Origin of the sequence: Flavobacterium sp., assembly GCF_044341185.1 — a bacterium.
Taxonomy (GTDB): domain Bacteria; phylum Bacteroidota; class Bacteroidia; order Flavobacteriales; family Flavobacteriaceae; genus Flavobacterium.
In genome coordinates this window covers 1-21,570 of the sequence record NZ_JBIISE010000032.1, presented here as the reverse complement: position 1 = coordinate 21,570, position 21,570 = coordinate 1, and the positions used below count along the sequence as shown (strand labels likewise).

13 protein-coding genes are annotated in these 21,570 nt (G+C 31.6%); 6 read left to right on the top strand and 7 right to left on the bottom strand.

What is annotated here, in order from left to right:
• On the top strand, nt 1–356 hold a 356-nt coding region (locus ACIQZ1_RS07830; protein ID WP_396160423.1), incomplete at its 5' end, for a T9SS type B sorting domain-containing protein.
• A 71-nt stretch (nt 357–427) separates the two neighbouring features.
• On the opposite strand, the gene ACIQZ1_RS07825 is transcribed toward ACIQZ1_RS07830, so the two are convergent.
• From ACIQZ1_RS07825 to ACIQZ1_RS07805, 5 genes are read right to left on the bottom strand one after another with little or no spacing between them, the layout of a single operon-like run.
• A complete protein-coding gene (locus ACIQZ1_RS07825) occupies nt 428–1,063 on the bottom strand; it encodes an alpha/beta hydrolase (RefSeq protein ID WP_396160422.1) in 636 nt (211 codons plus the stop codon).
• Between the two features lie 3 nt (nt 1,064–1,066).
• Entirely contained in the window at nt 1,067–1,378 is a 312-nt protein-coding gene (locus ACIQZ1_RS07820) for a hypothetical protein (RefSeq protein ID WP_396160421.1), read from the bottom strand.
• A complete protein-coding gene (locus ACIQZ1_RS07815; RefSeq protein WP_396160420.1) occupies nt 1,371–2,627 on the bottom strand; it encodes a dihydroorotase family protein in 1,257 nt (418 codons plus the stop codon). The genes ACIQZ1_RS07820 and ACIQZ1_RS07815 overlap by 8 nt, the downstream gene beginning before the upstream one ends.
• The gene (locus tag ACIQZ1_RS07810; protein ID WP_396160419.1) at nt 2,624–4,552 is read right to left on the bottom strand and encodes a BatA domain-containing protein; all 1,929 of its coding nucleotides are present in this window, start codon (nt 4,550–4,552) and stop codon (nt 2,624–2,626) included. The genes ACIQZ1_RS07815 and ACIQZ1_RS07810 overlap by 4 nt, the downstream gene beginning before the upstream one ends.
• A 31-nt stretch (nt 4,553–4,583) precedes the next feature.
• Nucleotides 4,584–5,927 carry a DEAD/DEAH box helicase gene (locus tag ACIQZ1_RS07805; protein WP_396160418.1) on the bottom strand — a complete coding sequence of 448 codons (1,344 nt, stop codon included), beginning with the start codon at nt 5,925–5,927 and terminating at the stop codon, nt 4,584–4,586.
• A gap of 104 nt (nt 5,928–6,031) precedes the next feature.
• Between ACIQZ1_RS07805 and mnmD the strand changes: the two genes are divergently transcribed.
• Nucleotides 6,032–6,700, top strand: coding sequence for a tRNA (5-methylaminomethyl-2-thiouridine)(34)-methyltransferase MnmD (mnmD, locus tag ACIQZ1_RS07800; RefSeq protein ID WP_396160417.1), 669 nt, complete (start codon nt 6,032–6,034; stop codon nt 6,698–6,700).
• Nucleotides 6,701–6,709: 9 nt separating this feature from the next.
• Here mnmD and uvrB read toward each other — a convergent pair whose 3' ends face one another.
• Together uvrB and uvrA are read right to left on the bottom strand one after the other, a co-directional pair.
• Nucleotides 6,710–8,698, bottom strand: a complete 1,989-nt coding sequence (gene uvrB, locus ACIQZ1_RS07795) for an excinuclease ABC subunit UvrB (RefSeq protein ID WP_396160416.1) — start codon at nt 8,696–8,698, stop codon at nt 6,710–6,712.
• A gap of 391 nt (nt 8,699–9,089) precedes the next feature.
• Nucleotides 9,090–11,903, bottom strand: coding sequence for an excinuclease ABC subunit UvrA (gene uvrA / locus ACIQZ1_RS07790; protein ID WP_396160415.1), 2,814 nt, complete (start codon nt 11,901–11,903; stop codon nt 9,090–9,092).
• 166 nt (nt 11,904–12,069) lie between these two features.
• Here uvrA and ACIQZ1_RS07785 point away from each other — a divergent pair, with 166 nt between their 5' ends.
• The 4 genes from ACIQZ1_RS07785 to ACIQZ1_RS07770 all read left to right on the top strand — a co-directional run.
• Nucleotides 12,070–13,350 (top strand): T9SS type A sorting domain-containing protein, encoded by a 1,281-nt coding sequence (locus ACIQZ1_RS07785; RefSeq protein WP_396160414.1) that lies wholly within the window; start codon nt 12,070–12,072, stop codon nt 13,348–13,350.
• Between the two features lie 418 nt (nt 13,351–13,768).
• On the top strand, nt 13,769–15,496 hold the full coding sequence (locus ACIQZ1_RS07780) for a T9SS type A sorting domain-containing protein (protein WP_396160413.1): 1,728 nt from the start codon (nt 13,769–13,771) through the stop codon (nt 15,494–15,496).
• Nucleotides 15,497–15,611: 115 nt separating this feature from the next.
• Nucleotides 15,612–18,428 (top strand): triple tyrosine motif-containing protein, encoded by a 2,817-nt coding sequence (locus ACIQZ1_RS07775; RefSeq protein WP_396160412.1) that lies wholly within the window; start codon nt 15,612–15,614, stop codon nt 18,426–18,428.
• A 261-nt stretch (nt 18,429–18,689) separates the two neighbouring features.
• A partial coding sequence (locus tag ACIQZ1_RS07770; protein WP_396160411.1) for a SusC/RagA family TonB-linked outer membrane protein occupies nt 18,690–21,570 on the top strand: 2,881 nt, incomplete at its 3' end.

Sequence of the window (21,570 nt, the reverse complement as noted above, 5' to 3'; positions counted from 1 at the left end):
TTTTCACAGGCGTTCAAGGTGGCACACATGAAGTAATGGTAGAAGATACAGAAGGTTGTACGAACTTAACTATAGATGTATTAGTAATTGATTATCCAAAATATTTTACTCCAAATGGAGACGGAATTCATGATACGTGGAACATAGTTGGATTGGATCAACCGGATGCTAAGATTTATATTTATGATAGATACGGTAAGTTGTTAAAACAAATTACACCAACAGCAACGAGTCAAGGTTGGGATGGAACTTATATTGGTGCATCAATGCCATCAACAGACTATTGGTTTACCATTGAGTATAAAGAAAATGACCAACAAAAATTATTTAAGGCACACTTCGCTTTAAAAAGATAAGAAGTGTGGAATACATAAAAACAAAAATGGCTCCGAATTCGGAGCCATTTTTGTTTGTATTTAAAGTAATTTTAGTCTAACCAATTTTTAAAATCCCAAAAATTTTGTGGTGCTACGCCATGCCCAACAGGATATTCTTTATACATAATACGCAAACCTAATTTCTCTAAATAAGGTGCTGTTTTTCTTGCCCATTCAACAGGAATTACTTGGTCTTGTGTACCGTGAGAAGCAAAAAAATCAATGTGATTAATTTGATTTACATCATAATTTTCTGGAAAAATTTGTTCGTTTAAATAACCGCTTAAAGCCACAACTTTATTAATTTTTTCAGGAAAAGTAAACGCCATTCCATAACTTAAAATCGCACCTTGACTAAATCCAATTAATGAAATATTCGATTTGTCTAAAGGTAATTTTTCTGAAATTTCATCAATAAAATTTGCGATTAGTTGTAAAGATTCTTTGGCTTGTTCGTTATTTGAAAACTTATTTTCATCGGCATCAAAAGTAATTTCATACCACGCATAGCTATATGGTTGTAAATTGAATGGCGCACGAATTGAAATTACATAAACATCTTCAGGTAATTGAGGTGCAAAAGAAAACAGATCTTCTTCATTACTTCCATAACCATGAATTAAAAGTAATGCACCATTTTTTTCTTTTACTTCTTTAGGTGCTTTTACCAAATATTCTAAACTCATAAATTATAAATTTTTAAACCATTTTTGGGCATATTCGCCAAGTATTGGAATATTTTTTTGTTGATTAGTGTAAGCATAAAAAATTCCGATACATTTTAAAAAGATAGATATCGACCAAATTATTATTCTAAATATTGAATTGTCTAAACCATAATTAAAAAAGTTTAAACTTAAAATAATTACAGATATTAAGAAAGCTTGTCGAAAGTGAAAATTTATAAATTCATTTTTTTCTTCACTGTTTATTGCTTTACTAAAGATTATGCCAATAACTCCGAAATAAGAAACTACGGCACCAAATTTAATTTTATTCATTCAACAAAATATTACTGTTGTTAATAATTCCGTACACTTTTCCTTTCATTTTCTTGCCTAACATAATGGAGTTCTTAGAAAAAGAAAGTATATTTTCTTTATTGAAAATCCATTCTTCATTAGGATTAAACAAAGTAAGTTCAGCTTTGTTTCCTTCTGTAATGGTATTGTTTTCTATGTTGAAGTAAGATTTCGTAGCAGTAAATTTGGCTACAATAACTTCCGTTGGTAAAACCGTTTGCAAAGCACCAAATGCACTTTCTAAACCTATCGAACCATAATCTGCTAAATCGTATTCTAATTGCTTTTGTTCGATGTTTATTGGGCAATGGTCTGATGTGATGACTGAAATCACATTATTTAAAATACCTTCTATAAGGGCTTTTCTGTCTGTTTCTGTTCGAAGTGGCGGATAAATTTTTGTATTCGAATTGAAATCTACTAATTCTTCATCCGTTAAAACCAAATTATTTACGGAAACGCCACAAGTAATTTGTAACCCTTTTGCTTGCGCTTTCGCAATTAAATCTACCGAATTTTTCGTTGTAATAGTCGGAATATGTAATTTTCCATTGGTGTATTCTAATACCGCGATGTTTCTTTCAATTTCAATTTCTTCCGCCATAGCTGGAATTCCTTTCAATCCCAATTTCGTTGAAACTTCCCCTTCATTTACAAATCCTTTTCCTTTTAGGTCTTTATTCATAGGTTGTACGAACAAAATTCCGTTAAAATTAGCTACATATTGAAATGCTATTTTTAATAAATTCGCATTCGACATTGATTTTTTATAATCTCCAAAAGCTACCACATCTGCATTTTTCATATCAAAAAGTTCTGCTAAGTCGGTTCCTTCGCTATTTTTGGTCAAACAACCTACAACGTGCAAATTTGAAATACTATTTTGTGCTTTGCTTTTAACAAATTGAATTACTGCTTGATTATCAATCGCTGGATGTGTATTGGAATGTAAAAAAACGGAAGTAAAACCACTTTTAGCAGCCACTTTTAAACCGTTTTCAATGGTTTCTGTGGTTTCAAAGCCAGGTTCTCCAAAAACTACTGAGGTATCTAACCAACCTTGAGAAATATGTAAGTTTTCTTTTTCAATAACTTCAAAACCTTCTTTTATGGTTAGATTCTTTCCAATTTTAGAAATAATACCATCTGTAATTTCAATATCAACTTGTTGCTTATGAAATGGGTTTTGACTTTCAAGTAGTGTCGCGTTTTTTAGTAAAAGATTCATTTTACAAATTTTTGGATTAGTAATTCAATTAGTAAAAGTAATAATGTGGCAAAGATAAAATATTTCCAAACTTCATTGCTTGTTCTGGAAGAATGTATATCAGAATAAAACGTAGATACAGCATTTACTTCCGTACACGAATCAAAATAATCTGTATTTATTTGCGATAAATCACTTTCGTTTCTTGGATAATTAAAACTGATATTTTTTAGTGATTCTTTATCTTTTAACACTTCGTAATTCCCTGATTTTTCAGGATAATTTCCGAAAGTGAGCTTGATTTTATTGTTTAATATTTGTTGCATTGGAATAAAACTGTTTTCAGTATTTGTAACACTCAAAACATTATCTTTTGCAATAGTTTCGTTGATAATTGTGTAATTATTGTTACCAATAATAAAGGCATTTAACCCTGATTTATTATTGTTTTGTCCCATATTATAAAACGTAGGAACAATTAAAGGCGAATTCTGAAAGTTCGAATTTTCTTTATTTATAGAAGAAGAAAAGAAGAATAAATTTCCCAGTTTATTGGTAAGATTTCCTAAGAAAACACTTTTGTCTTCATATTGCAACACAGGCAAATTACTTCCATTTATCGTAAATGATAAATTTGTTTTTGGATATTGAAAATTGCTTACTTTTTTATCGAAAACGTTGGTATATATAGGATGATTGAAACTTATTTGGGTAATTTGTTTTTCTTTTTGTGTTTTTTCTGAAAATGAAATCGGACTAAAATTACTCAAAAAAGCATTGTAATTCGAAACATCGCTTGTAACATCTGGAATAAAAATAATGTTTCCACCTTTGCTGTAGTAATTTTTTAAGGTTACAGATAACGCGTTTGGAATAGTTGGTAATTCATTTAAAATTATGGCATCTGCATCATCTATAGCATTATAATTTAAGGTATTTAATTCGGTTGAAGTAAAATTAAATTCTTCAGCAGTATAAATTCTGGATAAGAAATTGTTTTTAGTGCTATTTCCAACTGCAATTACATTCGATTTTTGAGGTTTTGAAATGCTAAAATAAAACGAATTGTCATATTCTAAACTTGAATCTTGAATGGAAACATAGCCGTGAAAATCTGTTTTCGGAATGGTAAACAATATCTCTTTTTGTGGCTTTTCTTTCGAAATTAATGCTTTTCCAACTAATTTTTTACCATTATACATTGAAATGGGCACATCATTTTCAAAATCTCCGTACGATTTAATACTTATTTTTAATTCGTAAAATTGATCTAAAACCTGACTTATTTGTACATTTTCTATAGCAATATTATTGGATTCTTTCGCTTCAACCGTTTGATAATATAAGGAAGACGTTTCGCTTAAATTGGTTTTCAATTCATTTTTTAAACCAACTGCATCAGAAATAAATAATATATCTTTTGGAATACCAGGTTTTTTTGCTTCAATTCTCGTGATAATTGCGGCAGGATTAAATGGAGTAGAAGAGTAGTTTAGGTTTTGTAATTCTTTTTGAATGTTTCTAATAATCGTGTCGTAAAAGTTTTCATCATTTGTAAGTACGGATAACTGTTGGTCTTCTGGGGTATTTTCTAATATATCCTGAATGGTTCTTTTCAACAATTCACCACTTTTACCTTTGGCTTGCATCGAAAAGGAATTGTCGATGACTAAAATTAATTCGTTGTTTTTTTTATCGAAATCTTTTGCTTTAAAAAAAGGTTGTGCGAAAGCAAAAATTAAAGCGGTTAAAAGTAATAAACGAGTTACTAATAACAGCCATTTCTTAATTGTAGCACTTTTACGGGTTTGAACTTCGAGTTCTTTTAGCAATTTAACATTCGTAAATTCTTGTTTTTTAAATCGTCTCAATTGAAAAAGATGTACCAAAATTGGTATAATCAATAGAAATAAAAAATATAGAATTTCTGGGTTTTTAAATTGCATTTTTATTAAAGTTTTTCAAAAATACTAAAAATTACTTTTTCTTTTTCTTTTCGTCTCGTTTTCTTTCAATTCCTCGGTTTCTGGAAGCGGTTTTTCTTGGTTTTCTTTTTCCTGGACCTCCTAAATTGACTTTACTATTTTTCTCTGATTTTTTCTCAAAAGCATCACCGCCTGTTTTCTTTACACGTTTCAAAAGTGTTTTTACTTTCTTTTGATCTTTTTCGAATTCTAAACGTTGTTGTTCTATTTTTACATTTGCAGGAATCTCGTGAATTTTAATTTCGGTTTGCATTAGCATTTCCACTTCCAATTGAAATTCGTCTTCTTTCGGACCAATAAAACTGATGGCAACACCTGCTTTATCGGCACGACCCGTACGACCAATTCTGTGTATATATTGTTCTGGAATTTCAGGAAATTGCATATTTATTACGTGTGTAATATCAGTAATATCCAATCCACGAGCCATAATATCAGTGGTTACTAAACCTCTAATTTCTCCAGATTGAAAATTTTCCATCATATTTAAACGGTAATTTTGCGTTTTATTGGAGTGCACCGTTCCAAACTGACCTGGGAAATCTTCTTCTAAATGTTCTAATAAAAAATCGGCCATTCTTTTACTGTTTACAAACAATAAAATTCGGCTGTATGTTTCGTCTTGTAATAAATGTTTAAGTAAATTAATCTTCGTTAAAAAGTTCGGCACCACATAAGCACGTTGTTCTATTTGCTCTAATGGAGTTCCACTTGGCGCTAACGAGACTTCTTCAGGAAATTCGAAAAATTCGTCTAACAAATCATCTACTTCTTCTGTCATAGTTGCCGAAAACAAAATGTTTTGTCTTTTCGAACGCATCATCGATAATATAGAAGTTAGTTGTACTCGAAATCCTAAATTTAAAATTTCATCAAATTCATCAATGACTAATTTTTGTAAATCGTCAAAACGCAAGACATTATCTAACGCCAAATCCATAATTCTACCGGGTGTTCCCACCACAATATCAATTCCAGAATAAATGTCTTTTTTTTGCGTATTGATGTTCACTCCACCATAAACGGCAAGCGAACGCACACTCATATATTTGGTTAATTTTTCAATTTCTTCGTGCACTTGCACTACTAATTCTCGAGTAGGCACTAAAATAAGTACTCTCGGAATATCGGTATGTACAAATCGCCATTGCTTTAAAATAGGCAACAAATAGGCAAACGTTTTTCCCGTTCCGGTTTGTGCAATTCCCATCACATCTCTACCAGACATAACAATTGGAAAGGCTTTTGATTGGATAGGAGTAGGAGTTGTGAAACCTAAATCGTCTATAGCTTTTTGTAGCGAAATTGGAAGATTAAGTTGTTCGAATGTAACCATTTGTATGAAAATTTAGGCAAAGATAACATTAAGTTAGAAGTTAGTAGTCAGAAGTTAGAAGTTTTTTGCCTTTTTCCTTTTACCTTTGTACTTTCACCTTCATTATGAAACACGAAATTATCATTACGAAAGACGGTTCCACGTCTATATATATTCCAGAATGGGAGGAAACCTATCATTCTAAGTTTGGTGCCATACAAGAAGCGTATCACGTTTTTATTAAGAATGGCTTAGATGTGTTGGCTGATACTTCAGAAATTTCGATTTTAGAAATTGGTTTTGGTACAGGATTAAATGCTTTAATTACGAAGTTAGAGGCCGAAAAACGACAGATTAAAGTCAATTATGTTGGAGTAGAAGCTTATCCGGTAGCTTTTGATGAAATTGTGCAATTAAATTACGCTACGCAATTGGAAGTACCCAACCAACAAGCGGATTTTGAACGATTACATACGTTGCCTTGGGAAGAAACTATTGAAGTAACGCCTTATTTTACCTTAACAAAACGCAAGCAGTTTTTTTCTGACATTACAGATGAAAACGCGTTTGATATAGTTTATTTTGATGCTTTTGGCTACAACGTGCAACCCGAATTATGGAATGAAGTTATTTTTGAAAAAATGTATCGTGCGCTAAAAAGCAATGGCATATTAACTACGTATGCGTGCCGAACCACGATTAAAAACGCTATGCAAACGGTAGGTTTCCAAACGATGAAACTACCAGGCGCACCAGGAAAAAGAGAGATGTTACGTGCGTTGAAAAATGGTTAAAAATCTATCCTACAACTTCTCTTGCAACGCTTTTATTTCATCTCTAAACTTGGCAGCTTGCATAAAGTCTAATTCTTTAGCGGCTTTTTCCATAGCTTTTCGTTTGTCCCTAATTTTCTTTTCAATTTCGGGTTTGCTTAGGTAGTCGCTTTCGGGTTCGGCGGCTTTATACGCTTGGTTTTCGAAGTATTGTGTAGAAACAGAATTGGCGCTAAAAGCGTTTCCTAAACTTTTATTTAACGATTGTGGCGTTTTGCCGTGTAAGGTATTGTAAGCCGTTTGTTTTTCGCGTCGGTAAATGGTTTCATCTATGGTGTGTTGCATACTTGCCGTAATTTTGTCGGCATACATAATGGCTTTTCCGTTAATGTTTCTGGCAGCTCTTCCTACAGTTTGCGTTAACGAGCGTTTGCTACGTAAAAAACCTTCTTTGTCTGCATCTAAAATCGCTACAAGAGATACTTCGGGTAAATCTAATCCTTCACGTAATAAGTTCACGCCAATTAGTACATCAAAAACGCCTTTTCGTAAATCTTGCATAATTTCTACACGTTCCAAAGTATCTACATCGGAATGAATGTAACGGCATCGTATTGAAACTTTAGTCAAGTATTTGGCTAATTCTTCTGCCATTCGTTTGGTTAACGTCGTGACTAAAACACGCTCGTCGGCTTCGCAACGCAATTGAATTTCTTCAATTAAATCATCTATTTGATTCGCACTTGGACGAATTTCAATAATCGGATCTAACAATCCTGTAGGACGAATAATTTGCTCTACATACACACCTTCTGATTTTTGCATTTCATAGTCGGCAGGTGTAGCAGAAACATATACTACTTGATTTTGTAGGGCTTCAAATTCTTCAAATTTTAAAGGACGGTTGTCCATTGCGGCAGGCAAACGAAATCCGTATTCTACCAAGTTTTCTTTTCGGCTTCTGTCGCCACCATACATAGCGTGTACTTGCGAAATGGTGACGTGACTTTCATCAATAACCATCAAGTAATCGTCTGGAAAATAGTCTAATAAACAGAAAGGGCGTGTACCCGGTTCTCGACCATCAAGGTAACGCGAATAGTTTTCAATTCCAGAACAATAGCCCAATTCGCGAATCATTTCTAAATCGAAATTCGTACGTTCTTCTAATCGTTTAGCTTCTAAATGTTTGCCGATTTCTCGGAAATATTCGACTTGTTTTACCATATCTTGTTGGATTTCCCAAATGGCTTTTTGTAAAATATCAGGAGAAGTCACAAACATATTGGCAGGATAAATACTTAACGAATCGTATTTTTCTAATACCTGAGACGTTCGGGCATCAAAGGCTTCAATTTCTTCAATTTCATCGCCAAAAAAGTGAATTCGAAATGGTTCATCGCCATAACTTGGAAATACTTCTACGGTATCGCCTTTGATACGAAAGGTTCCGGGCGTAAATTCCATTTCAGTACGAGCGTATAAACTTTGCACCAATTGATGCAATAATTTGGTTCGAGAAATGGCTTGTCCGCTTTTTAAAGTAATCACATTTTTCTGAAATTCAACCGGATTTCCAATTCCATACAAACAAGAAACAGATGAAATTACAATAATATCTCTCCGACCTGAAAGCAGGGCAGAGGTGGTGCTTAAACGAAGTTTTTCGAGTTCTTCGTTAATAGATAAGTCTTTTTCTATATAGGTTCCCGTTACCGGGATAAAGGCTTCGGGTTGGTAATAATCGTAATACGAAACAAAATATTGTACCGAATTATTTGGAAAAAATTGCTTAAATTCCGAATACAATTGTGCAGCTAAGGTTTTGTTGTGAGCTAAAACTAAAGTAGGTTTCTGTACTTCCTGAACCACATTAGCTACCGTAAATGTTTTTCCTGAACCCGTAACTCCCAACAAGGTTTGGTATTTTTCGCCATTGATGATGCCTTTAGCTAATTTTTCAATTGCTTGAGGTTGGTCGCCAGTGGGAACGTAATCGGATACTACTTGGAATTTCATTTTGGTGAAAAATATTGAAATGCGAAGTTAGAATTTTTTAACACGAATTACACGAATTTGCACAAATAAAAATGTAATTATTCTTGTAAAATTTATACACAACGTTTGTCATGCTGAAAGCATCTCTTTTAGCTGAATTGTAAAACTTTGCGTGAGACCCTTTCAGGGTGACAAACGTTGTGTGAAGTTTTTAGTTTCTAATTGCCATTTACTCCCAGTTTGTCATGCTGAAAGCATCTCTTTTAATTGAATTGAAAAACTTTGCGTGAGACCCTTTTAGGGTGACAAACGTTGTGTGAAGTTTTTAGTTTCTAAATACTATTTCTTAACTACCGCTTTACTCAGTTAAACCTAAACAAATCAACAAAGAACAAATTAACAAAAAACCAAATCAATTCAGTTTTTCAGCCAAATATTTTCCTGTCAACGATTTTTTATTTTTTGCGATTTCTTCTGGAGTTCCAAAAGCGACCAATTGCCCACCATTCTCTCCACCTTCAGGACCAATATCGATAATGTAATCGGCACATTTTATAAGTTCTAAATTGTGTTCAATTACAATTATAGAATGTCCTTTATCAAGTAAGGCATCAAATGATTTTAATAATTTTTTAATGTCGTGAAAATGCAAACCAGTTGTAGGTTCATCAAAAACAAACAGCATTTTTTCTTTAGTGGCTCCTTTTACTAAAAACGAGGCCAATTTAATACGTTGTGCTTCACCACCAGAAAGAGTAGAAGAAGATTGTCCCAATTGCACATATCCTAAACCTACATCTTTTAAAGGTTGTAATTTCTGTGTAATTTTGGTTTGCCCGTGCATTTCAAAAAACGCAACGGCTTCATCAATGGTCATTTTTAGTAAATCGTCGATGTTTTTGCCTTCAAAATTAACCTCTAACACTTCTTTTTTGAAGCGTTTTCCGTTACAGGTTTCGCATTCTAAATGCACATCGGCCATAAATTGCATTTCAATGGTTACTTCGCCATCGCCTTTACACGTTTCACATCGTCCACCATCTACGTTAAAGGAGAAATGTTTGGCTTGGTAATTTCTTAACTTGGAAGTGGTTTGTTTGGCATATAATTCTCTAATATCATCGTACGCTTTGATATACGTTACTGGATTAGAGCGCGAACTTCTTCCAATAGGATTTTGGTCTACATATTCAATGTTTTTAAGGTGCGAATAACTGCCTTCTAAACTTGTAAATTGACCTGCTTTATCTCCAATACCAGTCAGTTTTTTCTGTAAGGCAGGAAACAATATTTTTTTTACTAACGTACTTTTTCCACTACCAGAAACTCCTGTAATTACAGTTAAGCAATCTAAAGGAAAAGTGATATCAATATTTTTTAAGTTGTTTTCTCTGGCGCCAATAATATCAATATGATTTTTAAATTTTCTTCGAACTTTAGGCACTTCGATTTTTTCTTTTCCGTTTAAATATCTCGACGTTAAAGAATCTGATTTCAAAATTTCTTTATACGTGCCTTGCGCGACTAAATTACCACCCAAAGTTCCCGCTTCAGGACCAATATCAATAATCATATCGGCGGCTTTCATAATATCTTCGTCGTGCTCCACAATAATTACCGTGTTACCTAACTTTTTTAAGTTAAGTAATACTTCAATCAATTTTTCAGTGTCTTTTGGGTGTAAACCAATACTTGGCTCATCTAAAATATACATAGAACCCACTAACGAGCTTCCTAAAGAAGTAGCTAAATTAATTCGTTGCGATTCACCCCCAGAAAGTGATGCCGATTGTCTGTTTAAACTTAAATAATTTAATCCAACGTTATCTAAAAATGCCAAACGGTTTTTAATTTCTAAAAGTAATCGTTTCGCTACTTTTTCATCATATTCTGATAATTCAATTGTATTAAAAAACGGAATTAATTTGATAATTGGCAAATCTACCAAGTCAGAAATGGTTTTACCTGCAACTTTAATATTGTTGGTTTCAGAGCGTAATCTTTTTCCTTTACAAACGTGGCATTTTGTTTTCCCTCTATAGCGCGAAAGCATCACACGATTTTGAATTTTATAATTATTTGCTTCTAAATCGGCAAAAAAAGCATTTAATCCTGTGAAATACTTATTTCCATTCCAAACAAGTGCTTTGTGTGCGTCTGATAATTCAAAATAAGGCTTGTGGATAGGAAAATCAAAATGATGTGAATTGTTTACCAATTGATCTCTGTACCAACCCATATTTTCTCCTCGCCAAGGATAAATGGCATTTTCATATACAGAAAGCGCGGTGTTTGGCACAACAAGTTCTTCATCAATACCAATCACACTTCCGTAGCCTTCGCAAGTAGGACAAGCACCATACGGATTGTTAAAACTAAATAAATGTATGTTTGGTTCTAAGAAATCCAATCCGTCCAATTGAAAATTAGAGTTAAACACCTTGCGATTTACTTTTTCAGGTTCTTGTAAGTACAATTCTCCTTTTCCTTCATAAAAAGCAATTTGTATGGCATCGGCAATTCGATTTAAAAATTCTTCATCTGATTGCACTACGATTCTGTCAACAACTAATAATATTTCTTTGTTAGCCATTGTAGATTCGTCAATCATTTCTAATGTTGAAACAAAATCGTCTAATCGTACCGTTTGATTGTCTATAAGTACTCTTGCAAAACCTTGTTGTAATAAAACGTTAAGTTTGTCGTGTAATTTTCTACCTTCTTCTAAATGAATAGGAGCAAGTAGGAGCCATTTTGTATCAATTTCTAAAGACTGGATGTATTTTACTACATCAGAAACCGTATGTTTTTTAACTTCTTCACCTGAAACTGGCGAATAGGTTCTTCCAATTCTAGCAAATAATAATTTTAAGTAATCGTATATTTCTGTTGATGTACCAACTGTTGAGCGCGCGTTTGTCGTATTTACTTTTTGTTCAATTGCAATGGCAGGCGCAATTCCTTTAATGTATTCTACTTTCGGCTTGTCTAATTTTCCTAAGAATTGGCGTGCGTAGGAAGATAAACTTTCAACATAACGTCTTTGTCCTTCTGCATAGAGAGTATCAAAGGCTAAACTTGATTTTCCAGATCCAGAAAGTCCAGTAATCACAACCATTTGATTTCTTGGAATGGCGACATCTATATTTTTTAAATTGTGCAATTGTGCCCCTTTAATCAAGATAAATTTTTTGGGTTCTAAAGTAGAAAAATCGGATTGCATCATTGTGTTTTTTATAAGAATGGCAAAGATAATTAATTAAACATAAAAGTTAGCTTGAAATGAGTCCAAATCAATATATTTTGTTGTTGTATAGTTTTTATATCATTCAGAATTGATTTGGTGTATAAATATATAGATATATTTGTCTTAATCAATAAACACATAAATTATGAAAAACAAATTACTACTTTTATTATCACTTATCACTGTAAGTGGATTTTCGCAAAATGCACCCATAAATTTTGAAACGTCAGGAAATGGTGCAACTTGGAATTGGATTACTTTTGAAAACGGCGCCAATGCACCCCTTCAGATAGTTGCAAACCCTAGTGCAACAGGAATAAATACTTCATCAACTGTTGCAAAATTGACGACATTAATTACAGGTGCAACTTTTGCAGGTGTAGAATCGGTACATCAATTATCTGTTCCTTCAGGACCCTCTGCTTTTGGAACTTATTCTATTACAGCAAGTAATTGTACAGTGAAAATTATGGTTTATAAAAGTGTAATTAGTGATGTAGGTATAAAATTTGTGAATCCTACAAATGGATCTACTGGAGAAATTAAAAAATCGAATTCAGTTATCAATCAATGGGAAGAATTAATATTTGATTTTTCTTCAAAAATAGGAGAAACAAACGATCAAATTGTTATTTTTCCTGACTTCCAAACAAGAACTACTGATAATATATGTTATTTTGATAATATTACTTTTGGTCCAGAAATTGAAAAGCCTAATTTACCTTTAGATTTTGAATCTGGGACGATTACCTATTCGTTTTCTAATTTTGGAAATGCGGTTACTACAAAAATTCCAAATCCACAGAGTAACGGAATTAATACTTCAAGTAACGTAGCTAAATTAATAAAAAATGCGGGCACAACTTGGGCGGGTTCGTTTATTGAGTTGGCAAATGCTGTAGATTTTTCAGTAGTAAACTCAATTAAAATGAAAGTGTATTCACCATATGCAGGAAAAACATTCAAACTAAAATTAGAAAATTTAACTAATGCAGCTTTTAATATAGAAGTTGATGCCGTAAATACAACAGCAAATGCATGGGAAGAATTAACTTTTGTATTTCCAAACGTTGTGAATGCAAACAATTATAAGCGAGTAGTAGTGTTCTGTAATTTTGGTGCTGTAGGTACAGGAGAGACCTATTATTTTGATGATATAAAATTAAATACAAATTTGTCGGCTTCTACTTTCGATTTAGAATCTGTTAAATTATATCCGAATCCATGTGCGGATTTACTTACGATTCAAGTTGCAACGCCTATTTCAGATTGTGTATTGTATAATTCATTAGGACAAGTAGTAAATCGTTTTGATGTTAATACTAACGAATATACTTTTAATTTATCGCATTTAGATGCAGGTATATATTACTTGAATTTTATGGTTAATGATGAATTGTTTACTAAAAAGGTAATTAAGAAATAAAATTAAATCATAAATCACAAAGAAAAAACACGATAAATTTTGTCGTGTTTTTTTTATGTCTATTATTAAACTACTAGTATATGTTATTAATAATTTCATTATCTGTAATTAATTATAGTAATTTTTGAGTAATTAGTATTTCTTCCGTCATTTGACGTTTTTTTGCTTTTCTACGAGAAAAACTAAGTATTTATTTCACGAAATCGTTGTAGATTACCACAACATTAACTTATCATTATGTAATTTTTTTTATTTATAGTTTACTCAAATAAGTATATAGAATCTATGTATATCAGTATTTTAAATACATTTACTGTTATAATTTATTAATAAAAAGTAGTATAGTTTTTATATATTCAAAAAAAATAAATGAGATTAAAATTTTATTAAATTTGATTAAACTTAAAAACGTAAAAAAATGAAAAAAACATTACAATTCTTTTTAATTGGTATTTGTATTTTTACAAGTTATCAAAACGTTCAGGCACAAACAACAGTGACTGTAAACGGCGCATCAAACTGGTTGGGTTATGCAAATGTATTTCAAACAGATGGAACAACTTTTGCATTTGGAAGTGCATGGGGTTTAGCTGATTTAAAAACGACTGTTACCGCTTCAACAAATACAATTAAATTACAGCCTAACTTTAACACGTATGCTAATGCTACAACTCCAGCTGATATTGCTTATTGGACAAATGGTGCGGGATTAGGAAATAAAATATTTGAAGGTAACACATATGTTGAAAACAGCAGTTTAGCTGGGCAAATCGTAACATTTACAGGAAACGTTACCAATCATAATTTAGCTACAGGTTATACTGCAGTTGCATTTATTAAAGGTTTAAATCCTGCAAACGGTTATTCTACAGATTTTAGTGTAACACTACCTTTAACTGCAACTGGTACATTTAGTTTAAGTTCAGTTACTGCAATTCCAACTGGTTTAATCGTTCAATATGGTTTTACAATTAAAGGATTAAATGGTAATCCTGCAAATGAAACTGCTTTAGGTAATGTAACTGTTGTAGGGACAACTCCTCCACCAACTCCAGTTAACGTAACTTTCAAAGTTGACATGACACAACAAACAGGATTTACTACTCCATATGTAAGTGGTACTTTTAATAGCTGGTCTGGAAATGCCAACCCAATGACTGATGCTAATGCTGACGGAGTTTGGGAAGCAACTATTTCTATTGCTCCAGGAACACACGAATATAAATTTTCAAAAGATAACTGGGCTGGTTCTGAACAACTTGCATCTGGAACAAGTTGTACAATCACTTCAAATGGATTTACAAATAGAACTTTAGTAGTTGCAAATCAAAATATTATACAACCTACTGTATGTTGGGCATCTTGTGCAGCATGTACTACTACAAACCCTGTTACTGAACCATTAACAGCTGCTCCAACACCAACATTACCAGCAGCAAATGTAATTTCTATGTTTAGTAATGCGTACACAAATGTTCCTGTAGATACTTGGCAAACAAGTTGGTCTTCTGGTGTATTAACTAACATTCAGATTCAAGGAAATGATACAAAAAAATATTCTAACTTAGATTTCGTAGGTATTGAATCTACAACATCTCAAATTAATGCTACAAATATGTTGTATTTTCATGTTGATGCTTGGACACCTAACATGACTTTATTTAGAGTAAAATTAGTGGATTTTGGTGCTAATGCAGCTTATGGAGGTGGAGATGATGTAGAGCATGAAATAGTGTTTACTCCAACTTTAACATCTTGGAATAGTTACCATATTCCATTATCTGATTTTACAGGATTAATTACAAAAGGACATATTGCTCAATTGATATTTTCGGGACAACCTATTGGTGGTGGAACTTTATTTGTTGATAATGTTTATTTTTCTACTACAGCATTATCAAACCAATCATTTGATATGGCTAAAATTAGTATGTATCCAAATCCAACTTCAAATATGTTAACTATTACTTCTGCTAATAAAATGGATGCTATATCAGTTTACAGTGTTGTAGGACAAGAAGTAATGAATGTAAACGTTAATGCTGATAACACAGTATTGAATGTGTCAGGTTTACAAGATGGTATTTATTTAGTTAAAGTAATTTCTGAAGGAAAAGTAAGTACTTCGAAATTTATTAAACAATAATCTTTTAGTTCAAATAAGAAAGCACGTTTCAACTGAAACGTGCTTTTTTTTTGTAATATTTTCTTTTTCAAAATTTTATCAATACTTTTATAATCGTTAACCATATTTATTATAAATGAAAGGCTTCCAAAAACTTATTTTTACTTTTTATCTTTTAGTAGTATTTTCTTTTGTAGGGTATGCACAGCAATTGCCACCAATAGTTAAATATCCATCCAGTATTTATAACGCCGGAAATCAAAATTGGATGATTTCGCAAGACAAACACCAATTTTTATTTTTTGCAAATAACGATGGACTTTTGGAGTTTAACGGGACCAATTGGAATTTATATCCTTCTCCAAACGAAACCATTACTCGTTCAGTAAAAGTAGTCGGAGACAGAATTTATACAGGTTGTTATATGGAATTTGGATATTGGGTTAGAGAAGCCAATAACAAACTAAAGTACAACTCGTTAAGCGATAAAATTAAATCTAAAATTATAGATGATGAACAATTTTGGAACATTTTAAATTATGAACAATGGGTGATTTTTCAGTCATTAAATCAAATTTATATTTATGATACTAAAACACAAAAATTTAGTATAATTCCATCCAGCAAAGGAATTTTAAAGTCATTTCAAGTAGATAATGCTATTTATTTTCAAATATCGAATGATGGCTTATTTGAAATTGAAAATGGAAAACAAAAATTAATATCAAATCATCCCGTTTTAAAGAATAATAAAATTGTAAATATTTTCGCAACAGATGATGGCCTATTATTACAAACGCAATATTCAGGCTTTTATAAATTAATTGGGGGTAATGTGGTAAAATTCGCCACAGAAGTTGACTCAGAAATTGCATCAAGTAGTGTGTATAGTAGTCAGCAACTTTCTGATAAAGGTTTTGCAATAGGAACAGTGTCTAATGGAATTTTTGTAGTTTCTGCAGAAGGAAAAAAGAAGTATCACATCACACAGAATAAAGGGTTAAGTAACAACACTGCATTGTCTTTGTTTGAAGATGTTGATAAAAATTTATGGATTGGTTTAGATAATGGTATAAACTGCATCAATTTACAATCGCCAATACAAAGTTTTTCTGATGATACGGGTATTTTAGGAACCGTTTACACTTCGTTACTTCATAATGGAAATTTATATATTGGAACCAACCAAGGATTGTTTTATAAAAATGTTTTAAGCGATGCTTCTTTCCAATTTATAAATGGAACGAAAGGACAAGTTTGGTCGATTTTTGCTCATAATGGTACTTTGTTTTGTGGACATGATTCAGGAACTTTTGTTGTAACTACTAATGTAGCTAAATTAATATTTTCAAATTCAGGAACTTGGAAATTTGAAACCGTTCCAAATCAACCAAATTTATTAATACAAGGTAATTATTATGGGATTTCTGTTTTACAAAAAGTAGGAAATCAATGGCAGTTTAAAAACAAAATAGCAGGTTTTGATTACTCTTCAAAATATTTTGAAATTGCCTCTAATTTAGAAGTTTATGTAAGTCATGAATACAAGGGTGTATTCCGTTTTCAACTTGATAAATCTTTCGCAACAGCCAAAAAAGTATTTGCTTATAAGACACCAAATAAAGGGAAGAATGCAAGTTTGACGCAATTTAATTCTAATATTTACTACGCAAATAAAGAAGGTATTTTTAAATTAAACAATCAAACAAAACGATTTGTAAAAGATAAAAATTTAAGTGCTGTTTTTGAAAAAGATGAATATACTTCTGGGAAATTAATAGTAGATAACTCTAATAAACTGTGGTTGTTTTCAAAAAATTATATTCATTATTTTACTTTAAGTAAGTTAAGCAGTCAATTAAAAGAAAATATTATCCCTATTCCAGCATCCCTAACAAACTCTATGTTGGGATATGAAAACATCACTCAAATATCAAATTCAAATTATTTAATAGGTACTACCGATGGCTATTATATCATAAATTTAAATGATTTGAGTTTTAAAAATTATAGTGTTTCAATTGCGAATATTTCTGTAAACAAACTAGATGAAAAAATCGTAAATTATTCTATTAATGAAGACGGAGAGCTGGCATACGATGAAAACAATATAACATTTAATTATACCGTTCCAGAATACAATAAATACATTAACGCTGAATATCAATTTATTTTAGAAGGTTTACAAGATCAATGGAGCGAATGGAGTGCGAAAACTAGTGCTAATTTTAAAAATTTACCTCCAGGAACTTATGTGTTTAAAGTAAGAGCAAAAATAGCCAATTCTAAACCAGAAAATTTAGCTACATATACGTTTACTATAAATAAGCCGTGGTATGCAACGAATTTATTAGTTTTTATATATCTATTATTGGGAATTATAGGTGCCGTATACATACATAAAACCTACAAGAAGTACTATAGAGAAAAAGAACAAAAATTAATTGAAGAAAATAATTTACTTTTAGAAATAGCTGCATTAGAAAGTAATCAGCAAATCATGCGATTGAAAAACGAACAATTATCTCAAGACGTAGATACTAAAAATAAAGAATTGGCGGTTTCTACTATGAGCTTAATTAAGAAAAACGAGTTACTATCATTAATTAAAGAAGATTTAAAAAACAATACGGATCAAGGCAGTAAAAGCATTAAATCTGTAATTACTACTATTACAAAAAATATTAGTGAAGAAGACACTTGGACAGTTTTTAAAGAAGCGTTTGACACCGCAGATAATAACTTCTTAAAGAAAGTAAAACAAGCCCATTCTTCATTAACTCCAAACGATTTAAGATTATGTGCCTACTTAAGATTAAACTTATCTTCTAAAGAAATTGCACCTCTATTAAATATATCAGTTCGTAGTGTGGAAATTAAAAGATATCGTTTGCGTAAAAAAATGGATTTACCTCATGAAAAAGGATTGGTTGAGTATATATTATCTTTTTAGCACTACATCAAAATAGTTGATTTACCTATACAAAAACGCAACAACAACGATTTCGGAATCTAAATAATAAGATAATAATAAAATAATAACATTAATTAAATATTCGTTAAAGGTAGTAATTGCTACTCTTTTATTGCGAATAATATAAAAATAACATATTTTTTTTGAATTGTATGTTTTTTGTAAAGGTTACAAATTTAAAAATACTCAGATTATCTAATAATTTTACCATTAACTAAACTAACAAATAAATTTATATTTATGAAATCTAAATTATGGCAATTTGCTTTTCTATTATTTACAGCTATCGGTTTTTCACAATCGGTAACCGTATCTGGGAAAGTTTATGATTCTAGCACAAATGCGCCATTGGGCGGTGCTACTGTTTTACTTAACAAAGCCGGTGTAGCATCTTCTGCTGCAGATGGAAGCTTTACCGTTTCTAATGTAGCTGTCGGTAGTACTCTTACATTTTCATTTTTCGGATACAGTTCGCAAGAATTTGTAGTGTCAAAAAATGAAACCATAACCATTTCTTTAAAACAGGACAATAAGGCAATTGAAGAAGTTGTTGTGGTAGGGTATTCTGCAAAAAAGAGAAAAGATGTAACAGGAGCTATTTCTTATGTATCTAGTAAAACCATCGAACAGTTAAAACCTATACAAGCAGCTCAAGCACTTCAAGGTACTGTTTCTGGAGTCGTTGTTACAACAGGTTCAGGCGCACCTGGTTCAGGTTTTAATATAAGAATTAGAGGTATTTCTTCTAATACAAATAGCGAACCAATGTATTTAATTGATGGATATCAAGGTGATATTAATTTATTAAACCCTTCAGATATAGAAAGCATTACAGTTCTTAAAGATGCACAAGCTTCTGTTTATGGAGCTAAAGGAGCAAATGGTGTGGTTTTAGTTACTACAAAACAAGGTAAGAAAAATGCTAAAACAAAGGTATCTTATAACGCTTATTTTGGTCAACAAGAAACGACTAGAAAGCTAAACTTATTAAATGCTACGGAATATGCTTTGCTTTTAAATGAGAGTTTTGCTAATGGCGGACAAACACTTCCTTACCCAAATGTTTCAGGATTAGGAACTGGAACTAATTGGCAAAATGAAGTATTTGACAAAGCAAAAATTGTAAACCACGATTTTGCTGTTTCTGGTGGTTCAGAGAAAATGGTGTATACATTTAGTGCTTCTAAAATTAAACAAGATGGTATTATTGGTTTAGATAAATCTGGATTTGATAGAAGTAATGCCAGATTTTCTTTTGGAGTAGATATCACAGATAAAATTAATTTATCTACAAATTTATATTACACGGATTATAACAGACAAGGTTTAAATGAAAATGGATTAGGTTCTGTATTATTTAATGCAATTAATACGCCTTCTACACTTTCACCTTATGATGCAAATGGAGATTATACTTTAGTACCTGCGACAGCTGGATATGGTAATGAAGTAATTAACCCATTAGCTCAAATTGCAAATACACATAATAGTTACAATCAAAAGAAAATTAATGGTAATTTTATTTTAACATACAAACCTATTAAGGATTTAAAAATTACCTCTAGATATGGATTTAACTCTGCTAATTCTGTAGGGAAATCTTTTAGTAAGAAAATATCGTATGGTGGTACTAAAGTATTCAATGTCGATAGAAATAGTGTTTCTCAAAATGCCATTCGATTCAGTGATTATACATTTGATTTATTTGCGGAATATGAAAAAGTACTTTTCGATAATCATAAATTGAAATTAACTACAGGAGGAACTTTATTCGAAGAAAAAAGTGAAGGATTATATGGAACTGGTTTTGATGTGCCTTATAACTCATGGGAATATGCAGACATACAATTGGCAAATGGTACACCACCTGTAGGTGTAATAACTTCAGGCTCATATAAGTCAGCTCCATACAAACGACCATCACTATTTGCAACTTTAGATTATGATTTTAAAGAAAAATACCTTTTAACATTTATTGTAAGACGTGATCAATCAAGTCGTTTTTCTACTAAAAACAGTGTTGCTGTTTTTAAATCAATTTTAGGAGGTTGGATAGTTTCTCAAGAAGACTTTTTTAAGAAAGATGGACTGGTTAATTTCTTAAAAATTAGAGGTAGTTATGGAACATTAGGTAATGATGTTGCTGGTAATAACGACTTTAGATCTACGTTAGTAAATTCATCTTATGTATTAAATAATACTTTGACAAACGGTGTGGCAACTGGAAAAATTCCTAACACTAAAATTAAATGGGAAACAGATACTAAATTAGATTTAGGTTTAGATGCTAGAATGTTAAATAATAAAATTGATATTACTGCGGATTATTTTAATGATACTAGAACTGATTTATTAGTTGGTGGTGTTCCCATTTCAGGTATAAACGGAGGGTATGCCCCAGGTTCTGGCTCACCAACTGTAAATGCTGGAAAGGTTAGAAATAAAGGATTTGAGTTCTCATTAAATTACAAAAATGATTCTAATAAAGTTAAGTATAGTGTAGGAGTAAATGTTACTACTATTAATAACGAAGTTTTAGAGGTAAAAAATTCTACGGGATATATCGAATCAGGATCTTTCGGAATTGGACAATTAGCTCCAACAAGAATGGAAGTAGGTCAGCCAATGGGTGTTTTCTATGGTTTACAAGCAGATGGTATTTTTCAAAATCAAGCTGAGATTAATGCACATCCATCACAAACTGGTTTAGGTTCAGCAACTTCTCCTGGAGATATTCGTTATAAAGATATCAATGGTGACGGAGCAATTGATTTTAAAGATAGAACATATATTGGTAAACCAATTGCTGATTATACTTTAGGATTTAATGTTAATGTAAACTACAAAAACATTGATTTTATTGCTTATGCCTATGCATCAATAGGAAATGATTTAATCAGAAATTACGAAAGAACAGAAAATAGATTAAACAAATTAGATTATGTTTTAGACCGCTGGACAGGTGAAGGTACAAGTAACACTGTACCAAGAGTTACAACTGGAGCTACAAACAATAACTTATTTTCTAGTTATTTTGTAGAAGATGCTTCTTTCTTAAGAATTCAAAATGTTCAAATTGGGTATACGTTGCCATCTAAATTTGTAACAAAAGTAGGGATAT